Source organism: Aliirhizobium wenxiniae, assembly GCF_014201355.1.
Classification (GTDB): Bacteria; Pseudomonadota; Alphaproteobacteria; order Rhizobiales; family Rhizobiaceae; genus Neorhizobium; species Neorhizobium wenxiniae.
On the sequence record NZ_JACHEG010000004.1, the window covers coordinates 81,681 to 99,157 of the forward strand.

17 protein-coding genes are annotated in these 17,477 nt (G+C 60.1%); 5 read left to right on the top strand and 12 right to left on the bottom strand.

The genetic code is table 11. The features are described 5' to 3' along the window. Window positions 1-86 precede the first annotated feature (86 nt). Window positions 87-1,175, bottom strand: a complete 1,089-nt coding sequence (locus HNQ72_RS18005; RefSeq protein WP_183993877.1) for a D-TA family PLP-dependent enzyme — start codon at window positions 1,173-1,175, stop codon at window positions 87-89. Between the two features lie 194 nt (window positions 1,176-1,369). Here HNQ72_RS18005 and HNQ72_RS18010 point away from each other — a divergent pair, with 194 nt between their 5' ends. Next, entirely contained in the window at window positions 1,370-2,233 is an 864-nt protein-coding gene (locus HNQ72_RS18010; RefSeq protein ID WP_183993879.1) for a MurR/RpiR family transcriptional regulator, read from the top strand. Window positions 2,234-2,540: 307 nt separating this feature from the next. Further along, entirely contained in the window at window positions 2,541-3,821 is a 1,281-nt protein-coding gene (locus tag HNQ72_RS18015; RefSeq protein WP_183993881.1) for an MFS transporter, read from the top strand. 27 nt (window positions 3,822-3,848) lie between these two features. Here the strand turns inward: HNQ72_RS18015 and HNQ72_RS18020 are convergent, their stop codons facing one another. From HNQ72_RS18020 to HNQ72_RS18065, 10 genes are all read right to left on the bottom strand, one after another. Further along, the gene (locus HNQ72_RS18020) at window positions 3,849-5,177 is read right to left on the bottom strand and encodes an MATE family efflux transporter (protein ID WP_244654590.1); all 1,329 of its coding nucleotides are present in this window, start codon (window positions 5,175-5,177) and stop codon (window positions 3,849-3,851) included. Continuing rightward, a complete protein-coding gene (locus HNQ72_RS18025) occupies window positions 5,178-5,756 on the bottom strand; it encodes a peroxidase-related enzyme (RefSeq protein ID WP_183993883.1) in 579 nt (192 codons plus the stop codon). It lies immediately after the preceding gene. 1 nt (window position 5,757) lies between these two features. After that, a complete protein-coding gene (locus HNQ72_RS18030; RefSeq protein ID WP_183993885.1) occupies window positions 5,758-6,264 on the bottom strand; it encodes a CMD domain protein in 507 nt (168 codons plus the stop codon). Between the two features lie 13 nt (window positions 6,265-6,277). Further along, window positions 6,278-6,868, bottom strand: coding sequence for a 2-hydroxychromene-2-carboxylate isomerase (locus tag HNQ72_RS18035; RefSeq protein WP_183993887.1), 591 nt, complete (start codon window positions 6,866-6,868; stop codon window positions 6,278-6,280). 8 nt (window positions 6,869-6,876) lie between these two features. Further along, window positions 6,877-8,358 carry an NAD(P)-binding domain-containing protein gene (locus tag HNQ72_RS18040; RefSeq protein ID WP_183993889.1) on the bottom strand — a complete coding sequence of 494 codons (1,482 nt, stop codon included), beginning with the start codon at window positions 8,356-8,358 and terminating at the stop codon, window positions 6,877-6,879. Window positions 8,359-8,443: 85 nt separating this feature from the next. Then, window positions 8,444-9,514 (bottom strand): ABC transporter ATP-binding protein, encoded by a 1,071-nt coding sequence (locus tag HNQ72_RS18045; protein WP_183993891.1) that lies wholly within the window; start codon window positions 9,512-9,514, stop codon window positions 8,444-8,446. A 2-nt stretch (window positions 9,515-9,516) separates the two neighbouring features. Beyond that, the gene (locus HNQ72_RS18050; RefSeq protein ID WP_183993893.1) at window positions 9,517-10,311 is read right to left on the bottom strand and encodes an ABC transporter permease; all 795 of its coding nucleotides are present in this window, start codon (window positions 10,309-10,311) and stop codon (window positions 9,517-9,519) included. Window positions 10,312-10,322: 11 nt separating this feature from the next. Further along, window positions 10,323-11,303, bottom strand: a complete 981-nt coding sequence (locus HNQ72_RS18055) for an ABC transporter permease (protein WP_183993895.1) — start codon at window positions 11,301-11,303, stop codon at window positions 10,323-10,325. Window positions 11,304-11,397: 94 nt separating this feature from the next. Next, window positions 11,398-12,498, bottom strand: a complete 1,101-nt coding sequence (locus HNQ72_RS18060) for an extracellular solute-binding protein (protein WP_183993897.1) — start codon at window positions 12,496-12,498, stop codon at window positions 11,398-11,400. A gap of 60 nt (window positions 12,499-12,558) precedes the next feature. Next, complete coding sequence (locus HNQ72_RS18065) at window positions 12,559-13,299, bottom strand: aspartate/glutamate racemase family protein (protein WP_183993899.1); 741 nt, start codon at window positions 13,297-13,299, stop codon at window positions 12,559-12,561. Window positions 13,300-13,634: 335 nt separating this feature from the next. Here HNQ72_RS18065 and HNQ72_RS18070 point away from each other — a divergent pair, with 335 nt between their 5' ends. After that, window positions 13,635-14,096 (top strand): Lrp/AsnC family transcriptional regulator, encoded by a 462-nt coding sequence (locus HNQ72_RS18070; protein WP_148146678.1) that lies wholly within the window; start codon window positions 13,635-13,637, stop codon window positions 14,094-14,096. Window positions 14,097-14,141: 45 nt separating this feature from the next. Then, the gene (locus tag HNQ72_RS18075; RefSeq protein WP_183993901.1) at window positions 14,142-15,215 is read left to right on the top strand and encodes an NAD/NADP-dependent octopine/nopaline dehydrogenase family protein; all 1,074 of its coding nucleotides are present in this window, start codon (window positions 14,142-14,144) and stop codon (window positions 15,213-15,215) included. 45 nt (window positions 15,216-15,260) lie between these two features. Here HNQ72_RS18075 and HNQ72_RS18080 read toward each other — a convergent pair whose 3' ends face one another. After that, window positions 15,261-16,025 carry a GntR family transcriptional regulator gene (locus HNQ72_RS18080; RefSeq protein WP_183993903.1) on the bottom strand — a complete coding sequence of 255 codons (765 nt, stop codon included), beginning with the start codon at window positions 16,023-16,025 and terminating at the stop codon, window positions 15,261-15,263. Window positions 16,026-16,139: 114 nt separating this feature from the next. On the opposite strand from HNQ72_RS18080, the gene HNQ72_RS18085 reads away from it, so the two are divergent. After that, window positions 16,140-17,456, top strand: a complete 1,317-nt coding sequence (locus tag HNQ72_RS18085) for a M20 family metallopeptidase (RefSeq protein WP_183993905.1) — start codon at window positions 16,140-16,142, stop codon at window positions 17,454-17,456. Window positions 17,457-17,477 lie beyond the last annotated feature (21 nt).

The window sequence follows — 17,477 nt, forward strand, 5'->3', positions numbered from 1 at the left end:
GCCCGATTTTCATCGTCTTGCTCGATCCGTAGCAGCGAGGGGGCTGCTCGTCGGTTCGATGTGAGAAAAATTTTCAGACCCAGGCCTTACCAGACGGTTCCGCGGGCATCGACATTTTCCACCCGCGTGACCACGCCATCCTTGTGAAAGACCATGCGGTCGAAGAGATTGGTGACGACGCAGGTGTGGTTCGGCACGACCTTTACCTGCTCGCCGATCTCCGGGAAGGGTGTCGTGCAGGCGGAAATGTCGACCACCGCATGTTCTTCCGAAAGCGAAACAACCTTTGCGCCTTCATAACCGGCAATCGAACCGTAATCCGAAAAACCGAGCAGGTCCGACGTCAGCGCCTTAGAGCCGCTATCCAGCACGGCGCGATCAGGCGCGGGGCGGGAAACGACGGTGGCAAGGATATGCATGGCCAGATCGTCGTTGGTGCAATGGCCGACGCGCACCATGCTGCGGTCGTTATAGACATAGGTGCCGGCGCGGTGTTCGGTGGCCGATGGCACGAGATGGGCGAAGAACAGGTCCGGCGAACCGCCGCTGGAGCGGACCGGGCAGTCGATACCCTTGTCGGCCAGCAGGGTCATGGTCTTTGCCATGAAGGCCTCGACCTGTTCGGCACCGCCGGTGGCCGGGTAGGTCATGATGCCGCCGAAGGTGAGGCCGGGGGCAGCGGCGATCTTTGCCGCCAGCGCGACGGCCGCTTCCGGCGACTGCACGCCGCAGCGCTTGGCGCCGGTGTCGCATTCGATCAGCACGGTCAGCGGTCGGGAAGCGTCGAAAGTGGCGGCAAGACCTGCGACCGTGGTTTCGCTATCGGCAACGACGGCGAGCTTCGCGACACGGGCGTTGAGCGCCTTGAGGCGAGCGAGTTTTGCGGCACCGAGAATGTTGTAGGTGATCAGGATGTCGTCGAAACCGGCATCTGCAAACACTTCCGCCTCGGTGACCTTCTGGCAGTTGAGGCCGACCGCTCCGGCTTCCACCTGCTGGCGGGCGACGGCTGCAATCTTGTGGGTCTTGATATGCGGGCGGAACGCCTTGCCATGGCTTTCGCAATAGGCCTGAACCCGGGCAATGTTGGCGGCAAGCCGCGTCTCGTCGATGACGGGCATCGGGGTTGCAACCTCATCGAGCGGCGTGCCGGGTTCGGGCCAGGGATAGTTCATGGAAGAGACCTCATCGGGATGACGCGACCGTGCCTGAAGCGGCATCGGCGCAGGGAAGGTTGCTTTTATTTTCTTAGGATGGCCGAGTTTCGTTGATGCTGGCCGGTATTATGCTATCAAATAACGGAACTGTGAAATTCATTTTCACGCGCCATGCATTTTTCTTGGCGCAGCCAGTCTGAAGGGAAGACCGAATGGATCTGTTTCATGCCCTTTCCGATCAGGATGGCCGGCTTTCCGGGCTTGAGGCGAAGCTCGCCCAGTTCGCGCTCGAAAATGTCGATTTCGTTGTCAACGCATCGATCATCGAAGTGGCGGAAAAGGCCGGCGTCTCGCCGCCGACCGTGACGCGCTTCTGCAGGCGGTTGGGCTGCCAGGGTTATTCCGATTTCAAGGTGCAGCTTGCAAGGCTGGCCTATGTCGGCCTGCGCTACATGACGCCCGAGGCGCCGACGGCGACTGCCGAGGAAGTGGCGCAGGATATCGTGTCGAAGGCGCAGAACGCGCTTTTCGAGGTGCATCGCCAGCTGGATCTGCGCGTGATCGAAAAGGCCGCACAGATGCTGCGCGCCGCCGAATTCATCCAGGCTTTCGGCGCAAGCGGCAATTCGGCGATGATCGTCAACGAGCTGCATAACCGGCTGTTTCGCCTGAGCTGCCGGGTCCACGCCTCCAGCGACCACGGCATGAACCTGATGATCTCGGCAGCTGCCCAGCCGGGCACGGTGGTTTTCGGTTCGTCGTTTACCGGCCGCGACATGGGGCTTGTTCACTGCCTGGAATTGCTGCGCGAGCGCGCGATCCCGACGATCGTGATGACGCAGAGCGGTTCGCCGGTGGCAGAGGCGGCCGACGTGGTGATCGCGATCGAGATGCCCGAGGGCAAGAACATCTTTCGACCGACCTCGACGCGTTACGCCTATCTGGCGGCGATCGACATTCTCGCCAACATGGTCGCCTATGCCGATCGCAGCAGAGCGCTGAAATCGCTGCGCGCCATCAAGGAGGAACTGGTGCGCAACCGTGACGGGGACGACCGCCAGCTTCTCGGCGACTGATTGCAGCGCAAATCCAGGCATTTTCAGATTGTTGAATTTGCGACATGATGATGCCGTTTTCAGGCAAGAAGTATTGTCGCAATCAGACGACAGAGGTGTCGAATTTTGAACATTCGAGACGGGCAAGGAGAGCTGCCTGCCTCAAGCATTCTGGGTTGATATCCGTGTAAGAAGCCAGACATCAAGGCGTTGGCGACACAATGTCGGTCACGCCGCATAATCCTTGCGGTCTTTGGCACCGCCGCGGCAAGGCGACATGCCGGGATGAGGCATCGCCATTTTCAAAACATCGTAAAACGAGACCTTCATGTCTAGGCAAACCCTGGCGACTGTGATGGCGCCGCTTCTCGGCCTGTTCATCCTGAGCGTCGGAAACAGTTTTCTGTCGTCTCTTACCACCCTGCGGCTCGATGCGGCGGGTGCCTCGCCGACGATGATCGGCGTCGTTTCCTCCGCCTATTTTGTCGGGCTGACGCTCGGGGCGATGTACCATGACCGGCTGATCGTGCGGATCGGCCATATTCGCGCTTATGCAAGCTTTGCCTCGCTCGGCGTTGCCAGCATTCTCATGCAGGTTCTGTCGGCCGACTGGATGCTCTGGATTTTGGTCCGGCTGATCTATGGCTGGACGACCGTCGGCGTTTTCCTCGTCATTGAAAGCTGGCTGCTGCTGGTTGCGGACCAGACGGTGCGCGGCCGGTTTCTCGCGCTCTACATGATCGCCTTTTACGGTGCGGGTGCGCTCGGCCAGGCGCTTCTTGGAACGGTCAGCGGCATGGGAGAATTCGCGCCGTTCATCGCAGCTGCCATGCTGGCATCATTGTCTGTTCTTCCGATCGTCATCCTGCCGCGCGAGATGCCGGTGATGGATAAGGTGGAAGCGCTCAAGCCGTTGCAGCTTTTCAGCATGTCGCCGAGCGGCGTGATCGGCTGTTTCGGTTCCGGTATCGCGATTGCTGCCGTCTACACGCTTTTTCCGCTCTATCTGCAAACCATCGGCATGCCGGTGGATGAGGTGGGAATGATGATGGCCTGCGTCATTCTCGGTGCGATGGCGCTGCAATATCCGGTCGGGCGCTGGTCGGACAAGCAGGACCGCCGCGTGGTGCTGATCACGCTCGCATTCGCCTGCCTGCTGCTTTGCGCCGTCATCCTATTGTTGCCGCATGATGCGACCACGCTGATGATTACCCTCTTCCTGCTCGGTGGCGGCATTTTTGCGATCTATCCGGTAGCCATCAGCTTTTCGGCTGACCGCGCATCGGCGGATTCGCTGGTGCCGATGATCCAGGGCATGCTTCTGGTCAATTCGCTCGGCTCTGCGATAAGCCCGATCTCGATTTCCGCCGCGATGAGCAGCTTTGGCCCGGCGGGGTTGTTCTGGTCGCTTGCGGTGCTGAACGTCCTGATGGTGGTTTTCTTCATCTGGCGGCGTGGTGCACGGCCGGAAGCGACGCAGGTTGCGCCATTCGCGCCGGCAACGGCCATGTCGCCCATCGGGGCCGAGATCCGCGTGACCGACGAGATGATCCAGGGCGTGCTGGATCACGACAATGCGGAAGGGCAAGCGTCAGCCGGGAAGGCTTGATCGGCCGGTGCTGTTGACGTCCGGGTTTCAGCCGAGCGTTCTTGCCGTCAGTTTCGGCAGCATCAGTCGAAAGGCGATGCTGCGGGCGCTCTGGAACAGAAGAAGCGCGATCCACAGGCCGTGATTGCCGAAGAGCGGCTGCAGCACGGCCCAGGCAGCAAAATAGGTGGCGAGCGAGAGCAGCATGAGATTGCGCATCTCGCGCGACCATGTCGCGCCGATATAGACCCCATCCATCTGGAAGGCGATGGCGCCAACCAGCGGCATGATCGCCGCATAGGGCAGGAACCCTTCAGCCAGACGTTCGACCGTGGCATTGGGGGAGGCGAGATCGATGACCCACCAGCCGCCGGCCATGAAGGACAAGGCGACGAGCGCACCGAAGACCAGCGCCCAGAGTGTGGTGAGTTTTATCATCCGGTCGAAGGCGATCCGGTTGCGCGCGCCGACGGCGCGGCCGGCCAGCTGTTCGGCGGCAGTGGCGATGCCATCGAGGAAGGCGACGCCGAAGAAATAGAAACGGAGCAGGATCGTGTTGGCGGCGAGGATATCGATGCCGAGTTCGCCGCTCTGGCGGGTGAAGAAGGAAAGCCCGATCAAAAGCGCGAACGAGCGGATCATCATGTCGCCATTGACCGAGAAGAGCCGGCGCAGGCTTTTCAGGTCCGGCCAGTTCCAGCTCGCCTTGTCAGTGCGACAGAGGATGATGGCAGCACCGGCAAGCGCTGTAACGATTTCCGAGACGAGGCTGGCAATCGCAAGGCCTGCAACGCCGCCATTAAGACCAAGCACCCACCAGATGCTCAAGCCGAGATTGAGGCCATTGAGCAATCCCTGCAGCAGCATGGCGGTGAGAGCATCACCGCGGCCGATGATCCAGCCGAAGGCGACGAAATTGAACAGCACGAAGGGTGCCGACCAGACACGCCAGGAGAAATAGATCTTTGCGGCCTCGGCCACCGCGCCATCGGCTCCGAGCACGGTCAGCCCGAGATTGCCGATCGGGACGTGCAGAAGCAGGATGATCAGGCCTGCGACCAGAGAAATGGTCAGGCCGCCGAGCAGCATGCGCTGTTCGAAGCGGCGATCTCCCGCACCATATGCCTGTGCGGTGAAACCGGTCGTCGCACCGCGCAGGAAGTTGAACGTGACGAACAGCACGTCGAAAATGACAGCGGCGAGCGCCACGCCGCCGATCAGCGCCTCCTCGCCCAACTGCCCGATCACGCCCGTCGCCACGAGGCTGACGAGCGGGGTCGAGAAATGGGCGATCATCATCGGGATCGCGATGCGCAACACTTCGCGATGGGTGACTTCGAAGGAGGGGGCGGTGTCTGCGGTCGTCGCGGTGGCCACTTAGTCTTTCCGGTGCGGTTCTCCGAGCGTATGCATCAGCCGGTTGGCCCAGCCGAAGATCGCCACGGAATGGATAAGGTCGAGGATTTCAAGATCACTCAGGCCGGTCTCGCGCAAGTGATAGAACTGATAGACCCCGACATTATCCGGATGGGCGGTCAGATCGACGCCGAAATTGAACAGTGCCTGGTCGTATTCGCCAAGATCGGCCTCGAGGCCGTTGGTGTAGATCTCGTCGACCACTTCCGGCCGCTTTTCCAGCTGGATGAAGCGGTTGGCGTGAACCTGGGCGCAATAGATGCAGTGGTTGACGAAGGAGGCGGCAAGCGCGCCGAGTTCGCGTCCGCCACGTGAGAGACCGCCATCGCTATACATGATGTCGTTGAAGAGCGGCGAGCGCTCGGCGAGCATCTCGGTCTCCTGCGCCAGAACCAGCACATAGGCGGAAACCTTGGTATTGGACGGGGTGACCTTCAGCGCGTCGAGCTGTTCGGGCGTCGCCTTCTGCAGATCGACCGGCTGGACGTAAGGATGCCATTCGAGTGCATCGAGGGTGAATTCATGAACCGCGTCAGACATGTCAGTTGTCCCTCAGCATCTTCAGGCCGGCTACGACCAGAACCTGGTAATTGACGAAAGCGATGATGCCGGCGAGCGTGACGATATCGCGATCGTCGAGGCCAGCGGCATAGAGCTTTTCGATATTCTCACGCGTTGCCGCCTTCGGGTTTTTCGTAACCAGATCGACATGGCGCAGGATGACGGCGAGGCGGCTTGCCTCGTCCTCCGGCTTCCATGCGGGGTCGGCGATGGAAAGCACATCGCCGCTCGCACCTTCCGTCGTGGCGAGGTCGCGGTAATGGGTGAGAAGCTCCTGCGAGGTCCAGAGAGCGGCCATGCGGGCGGCAAGGGTGGCGCGTTCCGCGTAGGAAAAGTTGCGCGGATCGGCTGGGTGCAGTGCCGCGACATAGCTGGTCTGGGTGAGGTGCTTCAGCTTGGCGCGCTGTTCGCGCAGGGCAAGCAGCGGCGAGGAGGGGCCAAGGCCCAGCACCTTGTCGATCACATCGACAGTCGTTTCGGTCGTCATATGATTTTATTCCTCAATCTTGCGACAGGGCTTCGTCGAGAAAGTCCAGCCGGTCCTGACCCCAATAGAGCACGTCCTTGTAGATCCAGGTCGGCGTGCCGAAGACGCCGCGTCTGCCCGCCTCTTCATGGCTGTCGAGCCAGGCCTGCATGATCTCCGGCTGATCTTCCATCGCCTGCAGTTTGGCGCCATCGAGGCCAAGACGGTTGGCGACGTCGATACGGACTTCGGGCAATGTCACGTCCAGTTCCTCGCTCCAGAGGGCGTGAAGCAGGGCGTGGCTGAGATCGAGCGCCGGCAGGCCGAGCCTGCAGGCCGCGATCACCATGCGGGCGGAAAACTCATTGTTAGTCGGGTAATGTTTCGGCTTGAGCACCAGCGGCATGTTGAGCCGCTTGCGCCAGCGATCGAGTTCGACCGCGTGATAATCCTGCCGCGGCTGGGGGCGCGAGCGCAAAGGCACGCCGCCATTTTCCGTGACGATGCGGGTCGGGCGAACGACGACGTCGAGATCGTGCTTTTCGATCAGGGCCTTGAACTGCGGCCAGCCGAGATAGGCCCAGGGCGAACTGAGGGCGTGGTAATAATAGACTGTCTTGCGCATGAAAATCCTCAAGCTGTCTTCTGTTCGGGCAGATCGGCGTCGGCATCGACCCATTCGGAACCGTCGAGTTCCGGCTTTTCATAAGCCAGCAGGGCTTCCCAGTGGTAGTCGATATCCTCGATGAACAGGCCGGCGGAAACCCCGCGGGCAAGCCATTGTGCGCCTTCGCTGATCGCCGGGATATCGCCGCTGACCTTGCCGAGGCTCATCGTCGCGCCGTAGTTGAAGCAGTGGATGTTTTTCAGCCATGGAGCATTGCCCGGCGTCTTTTCGGTGAAGGAGAAATCGTCCTCCAGCCAGGGGAAACGGCCAAGGCTCGGGTTCGCTTCGTTCTCCGGCGGCGTGATCCGATCCTCCCAGCAGGCGATCTGATCCTTGTAAGGTTCAAGCTCGCTGCGGGCGAGCGGATCGACGGTAAAGCCGGTGCCGAGGATGACGAAATCAGTGCGGAAAATGCGGCCGTTGGTAGTGGCGATAACCACTTCGCCGCCTTCTTCCTTCATCGAGGCAATGCCGCAATCGAAGTGGAAGAAGGCGTTGGCGTGACGGCTGACGCGGAGCGTCGAACCGTGCGGGGCAGGGGTCTGCTGCCTGGTGGAATAATCCATCAGGCGCCAGCGCCATTTCGGATCGATCTTCGGAAAACCGGCGGTGACGCCGTAGGAGCCGATACCCATCAGCTTGTTGACCGTCGGCATCTTCTTGCGGCGGGCGAGAAGGCGAACCTCTCCGGCACCGGCTTCCAGCGCTTCCGCTGCATTGTCGACGGCGGAGGCTCCGACGCCGATGACGGTGACGCGCTTGCCCTTGAGGGTGGTGAAATCGACCTCGTCAGCGGAATGCGCCCAGCTCTTGCCGCGCTGCATGCCCTCGACGAAACCGGGTATTTCGGCAGCACCCAGGCCATCGCGGCCGGTTGCCATGACCAGCTTGCGGGTAAGGATCGGTTCTTCCGCGCCGCCGGCGATTTCAAGCTCCAGCAGCCCGTCCTCGCGCGGGACGATGCGGGTGACGTTGATGCCGTTTTCGACCGGGATGGAGAGCACGTCGCGGTACCAGTCGAGATAGTCCATCCACATCGGGCGGGGGATCCGGTAAAGCTCCTCCCACTTGGCCGTGCCGAAAAGCGCCGTGTACCAGGCGCGGAAGGTGAGCGACGCCATGCCGGCGGCCGGTCCGAGCAGGGTTTTCGGCGAGCGCAGGGTTTCCATGCGGGCAAAGGTTTTCCACGGACCTTCGCGACCTTTCGGTGCCTTGTCGATGATCCTGACATTGCGGATGCCGACACGGGAAAGCGCGAACCAGCCGACGAGGCCGCACATGCCACCACCTATGATGACCACGTCGCTGACCGGCTTGCCATCAACCTTGGCCGAAGCAGGCGACCAGTTGGCGGGTGGGTAGTTCAGGTATTCGAGGTCCTGCGCAACGCGGGCGTTGAGATCTGAAAGCTTGGGATCGTTGAAACTGCGGATCGGTTCGGGACTCATGGGTCAGGTCCTGTTCGGTTCGAATATTCTATGTTGCCGGCCGCGACGGGCGGCCGGTCAAGACGCCGGAAAGGCCGGCGAGACGTCAGTCGGCCAGCACCACGGCATCGCTTTCGCGCCAGGTCAGCCAGACGTCATCGCCGGTGACGGCGGATAGCGCCACCGGATCGAGCTGCGCGACGACAGACTGGCCTCCCGGAAGATCGACCGTCAGCGAGGTATGATCACCCTTGAAGATGCGCTGGGTGATGCGGCCCGAAACGGCAATCGTGTTTGCCGGCTTGTCGGATCGCACGGAAATCGATTCCGGGCGCAATGCCGCAGCGACCGTGGTGCCGATCGTCGGGCTGTGGCCGTTGAGGTTGGCATGGACGACGCTGCCGTTCCATTCGATTGCGGCAAGCCCGCCATCGACGGCTTTCAGCTTGCCCTCGATGAAATTCGTCTCGCCGATGAAATTGGCGACGAAGCGGCTGCGTGGTTTGGCATAAAGCGTATGGGGATCGCCCATCTGCTCGATGCGGCCGGCATTCATGACGACGACGACATCCGACATGGTGAGCGCTTCTTCCTGGTCATGGGTGACGAAGATGAAGGTCTTGCCGGTGGTCTTCTGGATCGATTTCAGCTCGATCTGCATCTGCTGGCGCAGCTTCGCGTCGAGCGCGGAAAGCGGCTCGTCGAGCAGAAGCACGTTGGGATTGGGTGCAAGCGCGCGCATCAGCGCGACACGCTGGCGCTGGCCGCCGGAAAGCTGGCCCGGCATGCGCTCGGCAAAATCGGTGAGCTTGACCAGCGACAGAAGCTCCATCGTGCGCTTGTGGATCGCGTCCGACGCCATGCCTTTGAGTTCAAGACCGAAGGCGACGTTGCGGCGGACGTTCAAGTGCGGAAAGAGCGCATAGTCCTGGAAGACGATGTTGACGTTACGCTTGTTTGGCGGAAGCTGGCTGATTTCCTGGCCGTCGAGGAAGATTTCACCGGATGTCGGCATTTCGAAGCCGCCGAGCATGCGCAGCGTCGTCGACTTGCCGCAGCCGGAAGGGCCGAGAAGAGTGACGAACTGGCCGGGCTCGATGGCGAGATCGAGATTGTCGACGGCGAGCGAGGAACCGTAATATTTGTTGACGTTACGGAAATGGACAACTGGCTGCATGACTATCGGGTCCTCGAACGGCGGGTGAGGTGTTCGGCATAAAGCCCGACGGCTGCGGTCACGATCAGCACGAGGGTCGCCATGGCGTTGATTTCGGGTGACATGCCGCCCTGCACCTTGGCGAAGATCAGCATGGGAAGGGTGGTCTGGTAACCGCCCAGGAAGAAGGTGCGGACGAAGTCGTCGATACTGGTCAGTACGCAGAAGACCATGCCGCCGGCGAGCGCCGGTGCCAGATAAGGCAGCGTGACGCGCATGAAGGCGACGAAACTGTCTGCACCCAAATCACGGGCCGCATCGACGAGATTGTTCGGCATCGAGCGCAGCCGGGTCAAAACCATGATGACGACGAAGGGCACGGCGTGGACGGTATGGCCAAGAATGATCGCGCCGGTGCCGGTCGGGATGTCCAGCACGCGGATGAAGATACGCATCGAGATGGCGTTGATCAGGCCCGGCACGACAGCCGGAAGACAGGCGAGCGCGAAGATCACCGAGCGGGCGATCATGCCTTCGGTGGTGATCAACAGTGCGATCCACACACCGACGATCGTTGCAAACAGCGTCGTCATCAGGGCGATGAAGATCGAATAGAGGCAAGCTTCGAGGAACTGCTTGTCCTGCAGCACCTGCGCATACCACTTGAGCGTCCATTTATCGATCGGGAAGGCGACGAAATTGGCGTCCTTGAAGGAGATTGCCATCATCAGCGCCAGGGGCAGGAGAAGGTAGATGACGAACAGCCAGTAGGAGGCCTGAAGCGCAGTTTTGGGGAAGTCGGAAAAATACGAGCGCATGGGTCAGATCCTCACATCAGCTTGACGGTACGGCCGCCGACGACACGCATGAACAGACCGACGGTCGACAGCGAGACGGCAAGCATCAGGATGGAGAAGGCGGCACCTTCCGGCCATTTGTCGCTGGAACCGTGGAACAGGCTGGCGATGATCTCCGGGAAGATCGTCGAGTTCGGCCCGCCGAGAAGAAGCGGGGCGGCGAAAACGCCGATCGAGGTGAGATAGACGAGGCTGCAGCCCGAGATGATGCCGTCCCTCGACAATGGCAGGATGACCCGGCGGAAACGAGCCCAGGGGCCGGCCCCGAGATCGGCCGCGGCATCGACCAGCGAGGTCGGGATCTTTTCGATCGCGGAATAGAGCGGCAGGAGCATGAACAGCGAGATCAGGTAGATGACGCCGAAGCTCAACGAGAAATAGTTGTAGAGCATGATGATCGGGCGATCGATGAAGCCGATCTCGCGCAGGAAGACGTTCACGGCGCCGCGGTTGGCGAGGAACATGATGACCGAGAAGGTGCGGATCAGTTCACCGGCCCAAAAGGGCGTCAGCAGCAGCAGCAGGGCGCGCGTGCGGTTTTCCGGCTTGACCACTTTGGCAACGTAATAGGCGACCGGATAGACGACGACCAGCGTCGTGGCGGTAACGCAGACGGCAAAAACGATGCTGCGCAGGAACGGCATGAAATAGAGCGGTTCCTGGAAGAACAGCCGGTAATTGTCGAGCGTATAGACCGTCCCGCCCGGTGCCGGCGGATAATTGTCCATGATGCTGATGCGGGCCATCTGGTAGATCGGGCCGATATGGAGCGTGACGATCCAGATGAGCGGGATTGCCAGAAGCAGCACGAGGCGGGCCATGCGGCTGTTGGCAATCAGGCCGATCGTTGCGGCGTAAATCGGCGAATTCGCCAGCTTGCCGATCCATCCGGCATAGGAAGGGCCGGCCCTTGGAGACACTTTCGCGGTATCGGTCATACTACTGTCGACCATCATTACGTTCCCATTCGTCTTTTTGCTTATGACTGCAGTTCCGAACGGCCGATCCTGATTGCGAGATCGGCCGCTCGGATCACGGATGGGCGGCTCAGCCGGCCTTAACTTCGGCAGTTGCCTTGTCGATCATGTCGTTCTTCATCTTGCGGTTGACCGAGCTGAAGAACTGGATGCGCTGCATCTGTTCATCGGGAAGTGTCATGGCGGCCCGTTCCTTTTCGTCCAGCACCGTGTCTACGCCGGCGAAGGCCGAGGCAAAACCGGACTGGCGGCTCATGGCCGCGCCGATTTCCGGCGACGCCAGCATGGCGTTGAGGAACTGGTAGGCAGCCTCGGCATTTGGCGCATTGTTGACGACGTTGAACGAATAGAGGAAGCCGTAGGTGCCTTCCTTCGGGATCGAGAGCTCAATCGGGTGGCCGTCCATGATCAGCTTGGCGGCAGGGCCCGACCATGCCTGCGCGACATAGATATCCTCGTTGACGAACATCTGCTGCACTTCGGAACCGGCATCGTAATATTTGCGGACCTGGCCCTTTTGCGAGATCAGGTAGTCGCGCGCCTTGTTGGTCGCTTCCTGGGCGATCGCGTCCTTGCCTTCATAGGTGACATAGTCGCCGTCGCTGCCCTGATAACGCATGACGATCGAGAGGAAGTCGGAAACGATGTAGGAGGTCAGCTCCTTGTATTCCGGGTCGAACATGATTTCCCAGCTGTCCGACGGCTTGGTGTATTCGGTGTTGCGCACGAGACCTTCGAAACCGGCGAGAAGCGGCACGCCATAGGTCTTGCCGTCGATGGTCAGCTGCGGCGCGCCGGCATAGGCCGGGGCAAGCTTGTTCCAGTTGCCGATCCGGCCTGTGTCGAGCGGGGCAAGCAGGTTGGAGGTGATGAACTGCGACAAGCGGTGGCCGGTGACGGTGACGATGTCGGTGGAGGGCGCGTTACCTTCGGCGGCAAGCAGGTTGTACTGCTTGCCCTGGTCGTCGGTGAGACGGATGCGGACTTCGATCCCGGTGTCCTTCTGGAACTGGTCGATGAAGGACTGGGGAACGAACTTGTCGTAGGTGGTGATGTTGACCACCTTGCTCTGCGCCATGGCAGGGCGGATGATCGACGGTGCGGCCAGGATGCCGGTCCCAGCGGCCAGCATCTTGAGCGTCGAACGGCGTGTTTGTGTGAAGTCTCGCATGTCAGTCTCCTTATTTTCCTGTCCGGGTTCCCCTAGGCATTGCAGACTTCACACCCCCAGCTAGTGTATCGGCGCTGCCAGCCCTGTTTCCGCCTTGGCCGCTCGGGCCACAGCAAGAGATATGTCGACCGCGGCATCCGCATGCAGCAGGGTCGAATCGAATGTCGGAATGTCGAAATCGTCGGCGCTCACCAGAAGGCCGATCTCGGTGCAGCCCAGGATGACGCTGTCGGCCCCGGCCGCCTTGCCCTTCTCGACGATATCCAGATAGCGCTGATGCGAGGCGCTCTTGACGATGCCGCAGCAGAGTTCGCAGAAAATGATGTCGTGCACGTCCTGCCGGTCTTGCGCATCCGGAATCAGGACTTCCAGGCCGAACTTGTCTTCCACACGGCGACGGTAGAAATCCTGTTCCATCGTGTAGCGAGTGGCGAGAAGCAGTGGACGCTTGCATCCGGCGGCCGTCACGGCCTCTCCGGTCACGTCGGCAATATGCAGCAAGGGTACGTCGACCGAGCTCTGCACGTCGTCCGCAAGAAGGTGCATCGTGTTGGTGCAGATCAGGATCATGTCTGCTCCAGCCTGTTCCAAATCTCTCGCAACCTTGCTCAATTCGCCCGCCGCCTGTTCCCAGGCCCCCAGTTTTTGAAGGGTTACGATATCCTGAAAATTGACAGAACGCATTACCACGTCCGCAGAATTTAACCCTCCGAGCCGCTCGCGCACCTGCTCGTTGACGCGACGGTAATAAACCGCCGTGCTTTCCCAGCTCATGCCGCCGATCAGACCAATCCTTTTCATCTTTCCACCCATCAGGTTGTTGTGTTTGGAAAGAGGGTAGACAAACGGGCATGGAGACGGATTGCTTTTTTTAACAATGATCAGATTAATATTGCAATATCATCCTAGAAAATGGCGAATCTGATAGGATGATTTGACAGAATTGGCGGATGGTTTAAATTTTGATCATCGCTGCATGGATTTTAGGCGGATGTCCGTCCGCCAAGAGGGTGGGGTGCGCGCAAAATATCGCTCGATACGCTCCTGTGCGAACAATCATTCATTATTGCTGCGGCGTTTGATGGAAAAAATTCCCACACAAACTTGTCAAAGCGCAATTTTATCCCGGAGTCGTCATGTTTGATCAAATAGACCGGAAGATCATCGAGATCCTTCAGCAGAATGCCGAAAAGTCGGTTGTCGAGATCGCTGAAGAAGTGGGCCTGTCGCATACGCCCTGCTGGCGCCGGATCAAGCGCATGGAGGATATCGGGCTGATCCGCTCCAAGGTGGCGCTGATCGACCGGCGTATGGCGAATGTACCCATGACGATCTTCATCTCGGTCAAGGTGCCGCGCCACACCACGACCTGGCTCGACGATTTCCGCAAGGAGATCAAGGAAATACCCGAAATTCTCGAGGCCTATCGGCTGACCGGCGATGCCGACTACCTGCTGCGCGTCGTGGTGCCGGATATCGATGTCTACGATCAGGTCTACAAGAACCTGATCAGCCGGTTGGAGTTCTCCGACCTGAGCTCTTCCATCGCCATGGAGGAAATGAAGTTTACAACGGCGCTGCCGACCAAATACATGTAGGCCACCCCTGCCTTAAAAAATCGTCTCAATCATCAAGGAGAAACCATGCGCGTCAGTATCCTCGGAGCCGGATCGATCGCATTCGGAATGGCCGCCTATCTTGCGAAGGAAGGCCATGACCCCATGCTGTGGTCGCCATCCGGAAAGAGTACGAAGGCGCTGGCCGACGGTGCCGAACTGACAGCGAATGGCGCTTTCGACTTCTCCGGCCGGGTGCGTATCGCCAGGGATTGCGAAGAGGCGGTGACCTCCGCCGATGTCATCGTCGTCGCGTTGCCGGGCTACGGTCACAAAGCCGCGTTCGATGCCGCAATCCCGTATCTCAAATCCGGTCAGCCGGTGATCATCTCCTCGCATTGCTCCTTTGGCGCGCTCTACCTGTCTAAAGGCCTTGCTGCGCGCGGCGTGAAACTGCCAATCAGTGTGTGGGGAACGACGCTCCTCACCGGTCGGCTGCAGCCGGACATGACGACGGTGAAGGTGAATACGGTTCGCCAGAAGGTGGACATTGCGACCCTGCCGAAATCGGAGATCGATGCCGGCCATGCGCTTTGCGCAGAGCTTTTCGGCGATCGTTTCGTCAAGCGCGATGGCGTTATGGCGATTTCGCTCAGCAATCTCAACCCGCAGAACCATCTCGGGATCGCGCTTTTAAACCTTACCCGCATGGAAAAGGGTGAGACCTGGGGTCAGGGCGACAACATCACCCCGACCGTCGGCCGTGTCATCGAAACGCTTGACGAGGAGCGTCTTGCGATTGCCGCGACGCTTGGCCTCTCGGTGCGCACCGTGCGCGAACACTTCTCGCTGTCCTTCCACGTGCCGATGGGAACGGTATCGGAGATGAACCAGCAGATGCATGCGGAAGGTCGTGGCGGTTTCGGCCCGACGACGGTGGACAGCCGTTATATCTACGAGGACGTGCCTTTCGGCCTCGTGCCAACCTCGCTGCTCGGCCGTCTCGCCGGCAAGCCGACGATGCTGCATGATGCGGGCATTGCGATGATGTCGGCCGCAACCGGCCATGATCTGCCGGGACAGAACGATCTTCTGCCGGCGCTTGGCATCGATGCGCTGACGATCGATGAGGTCGCCAGGCTTTGCGACGAGGGTTATTGAACAGGGTGGTATCAGCCGGACCGAGATATCGGTCCGGCGTCGGGATCATTGGACTTCGTTGACGTAGCGGTGGTTGGCAGTGGTTGCCCGGTGAGCGGAGATCAGCACTGGCACGGCCATCTGGTCGTAGGCGACTTCGTCGATGGTGAGCACTGCTGCCGGCAGTTTCAGATCGAGCCAGCGGGCATCGTCTTCCGTCGCCAGATCGGCACCAATCTGCTCGCGGACCGCCGATATGCGGATGCCATGATGCTCCAGAAGATGCAGGTAGAAGAGTGAAGGGATCTCTTCTTTTTTCTCAGGGAAATTTGGCACTCTTTCACGCGACAGGGTGAGTGTCTCGTGCATGATCGGGCGGTCATCGATGCTTCTGAAACGATGGAAACGGACGATCGGCGCGTCTTTTTCGATCTGCAGCTTTCCAGCCTCGTCGGTGGAAGCCGTCGCATGATCAAGTGAGGTCACCGTTGTTACCGACTTGCTCAGCGAGCCATCGAGACCGTGGAGGCGAAAATACTGGAAAAACAGGCGCAGGCTGTGCTGTGGCTTGCGACCGGTGACAACCGTGCCCGTCTTGCGGCGGCGGCTGAGTATGCCGTCATTGGTGAGGTCCATCAGGGCGCGGCGGATGGTGCCGACGGCGACCCCGTAGGTTTGCGACAGTGCCACTTCGCTAGGCAGAACCGAGCCGGGCTCAAGTTTCCCGATCATGATCGCTTCAGTGATTTGCCGCTTAACCACTTCATAAAGCGGTAAAGAAAGCTCGCCGAGCTTTCCGGCATCTGATGATATATTGGGCAATTCCGGCAATTATTTGCCTCTTCTTTGGAGTTGACTCGCTATCCCGATCTACGCAGTATTACTATATAGTTTATATTAAAGCGCAAGCTGAGGAGGCGAGCGCCGGAGGCCCAGGATACCACAATGACCGTGCCGCAGCCCGACCTTCATCATGACCCTCTTAAGTCTGCCATGACAGCGATTGAGCGCGATGTCGAGATCGCGGTTCAGGATTTGTCACGCATGGTTGCGGTCGATACGTCCTTTCCGCCCGGCGAAGGATATGCACCATTCGCCGATCTGATGAGCGAGTTGCTTGAGCCTCTCGGCTTCGATTTTGAGCGTGTGACTGTCCCGCGCGACCTCTGGTATGTTGCCGGTGGTCCCGCATCCGGCGAACGCATCAATCTGGTCGCCGCGCGTGAAAGTGGAAAACCCGTCTGTGGTCTTTATTATCATGTCGATACGGTTCCGGTTGCTCCCGGCTGGACGCGCGACCCGCTCTCAATGACGATCGAGGGCGACAATCTCTATGGTTTGGGCGCTGCCGACATGAAGGGCACGATCGCCGCAACGCTTCTGGCGCTGCGCGCGGCGAAGGAATGCGGCGTGTCTCTTGCATATGATCCGATGCTGCTTCTGTGCACCGACGAGGAGGGCGGGCTTTACCCCGGCATCCGCTATCTCGCCGAACAGGGCATGCTGAAGGGCCATATCCTCAATTTCAACGGCTCGGCCGCGCCGCGTGTCTGGGCCGGCTGTTTCGGTATCTTCAATCTGCAGGTGACCATCACCGGTCATGCGGTGCATGCCGGCGAGGGCAACCGCACGGGCGCCGGCGTCAACGCCATCGAAGGCGCATTGCCGGTGCTGAACGCGCTTGCGGCACTCAAGCCGGAAGTAGCCAAAAAATCATCGAAACTCGCTCCGCCACCACATGCGACCGGACCGCTCAGGCCATCGCTGACGATTGCGGCGGTCAATGGCGGGACCGCAGGCGGGCAGGTGCCGGCCGAAATCAAGATCCTCGTTTCGCGCCGTTATGCGCCGGAAGAAAGCTATGAGGCGGCGCGTGCCGAAATCGAGACCGCGATCCATACCTGCCTTGCGGGAACGGATCTCAAGCTCGCCGTCGATCTCGTCGGCCACCTGATACCGACCGACGATCCGGACGGCCCGCACTGGCCGCGCTGGCAGAAGGCCCTGTCGGAAGGTTTCGGCTACGACAAGCAAGATTTTGCTAAATGGGGCGCGGCCTCGTGTTCGGACTTCGGTTACGTGCAGAAGGCGGGTTTCGGCCCGGAAGTGCTGCTCGGCGGCCTCGGCCGGCCGGAAAGCTGCATCCACAGCCCGGAAGAACACACGACGCGACAGGACATTATCGCGCTCGCCAAAAGCATTCTCGCCTATCTCGCGGCGGATTTTTCCGCCGATTCGATCCCGGAAACACGCCAATCCTGAAAACCGCAGCTAATAACCAAG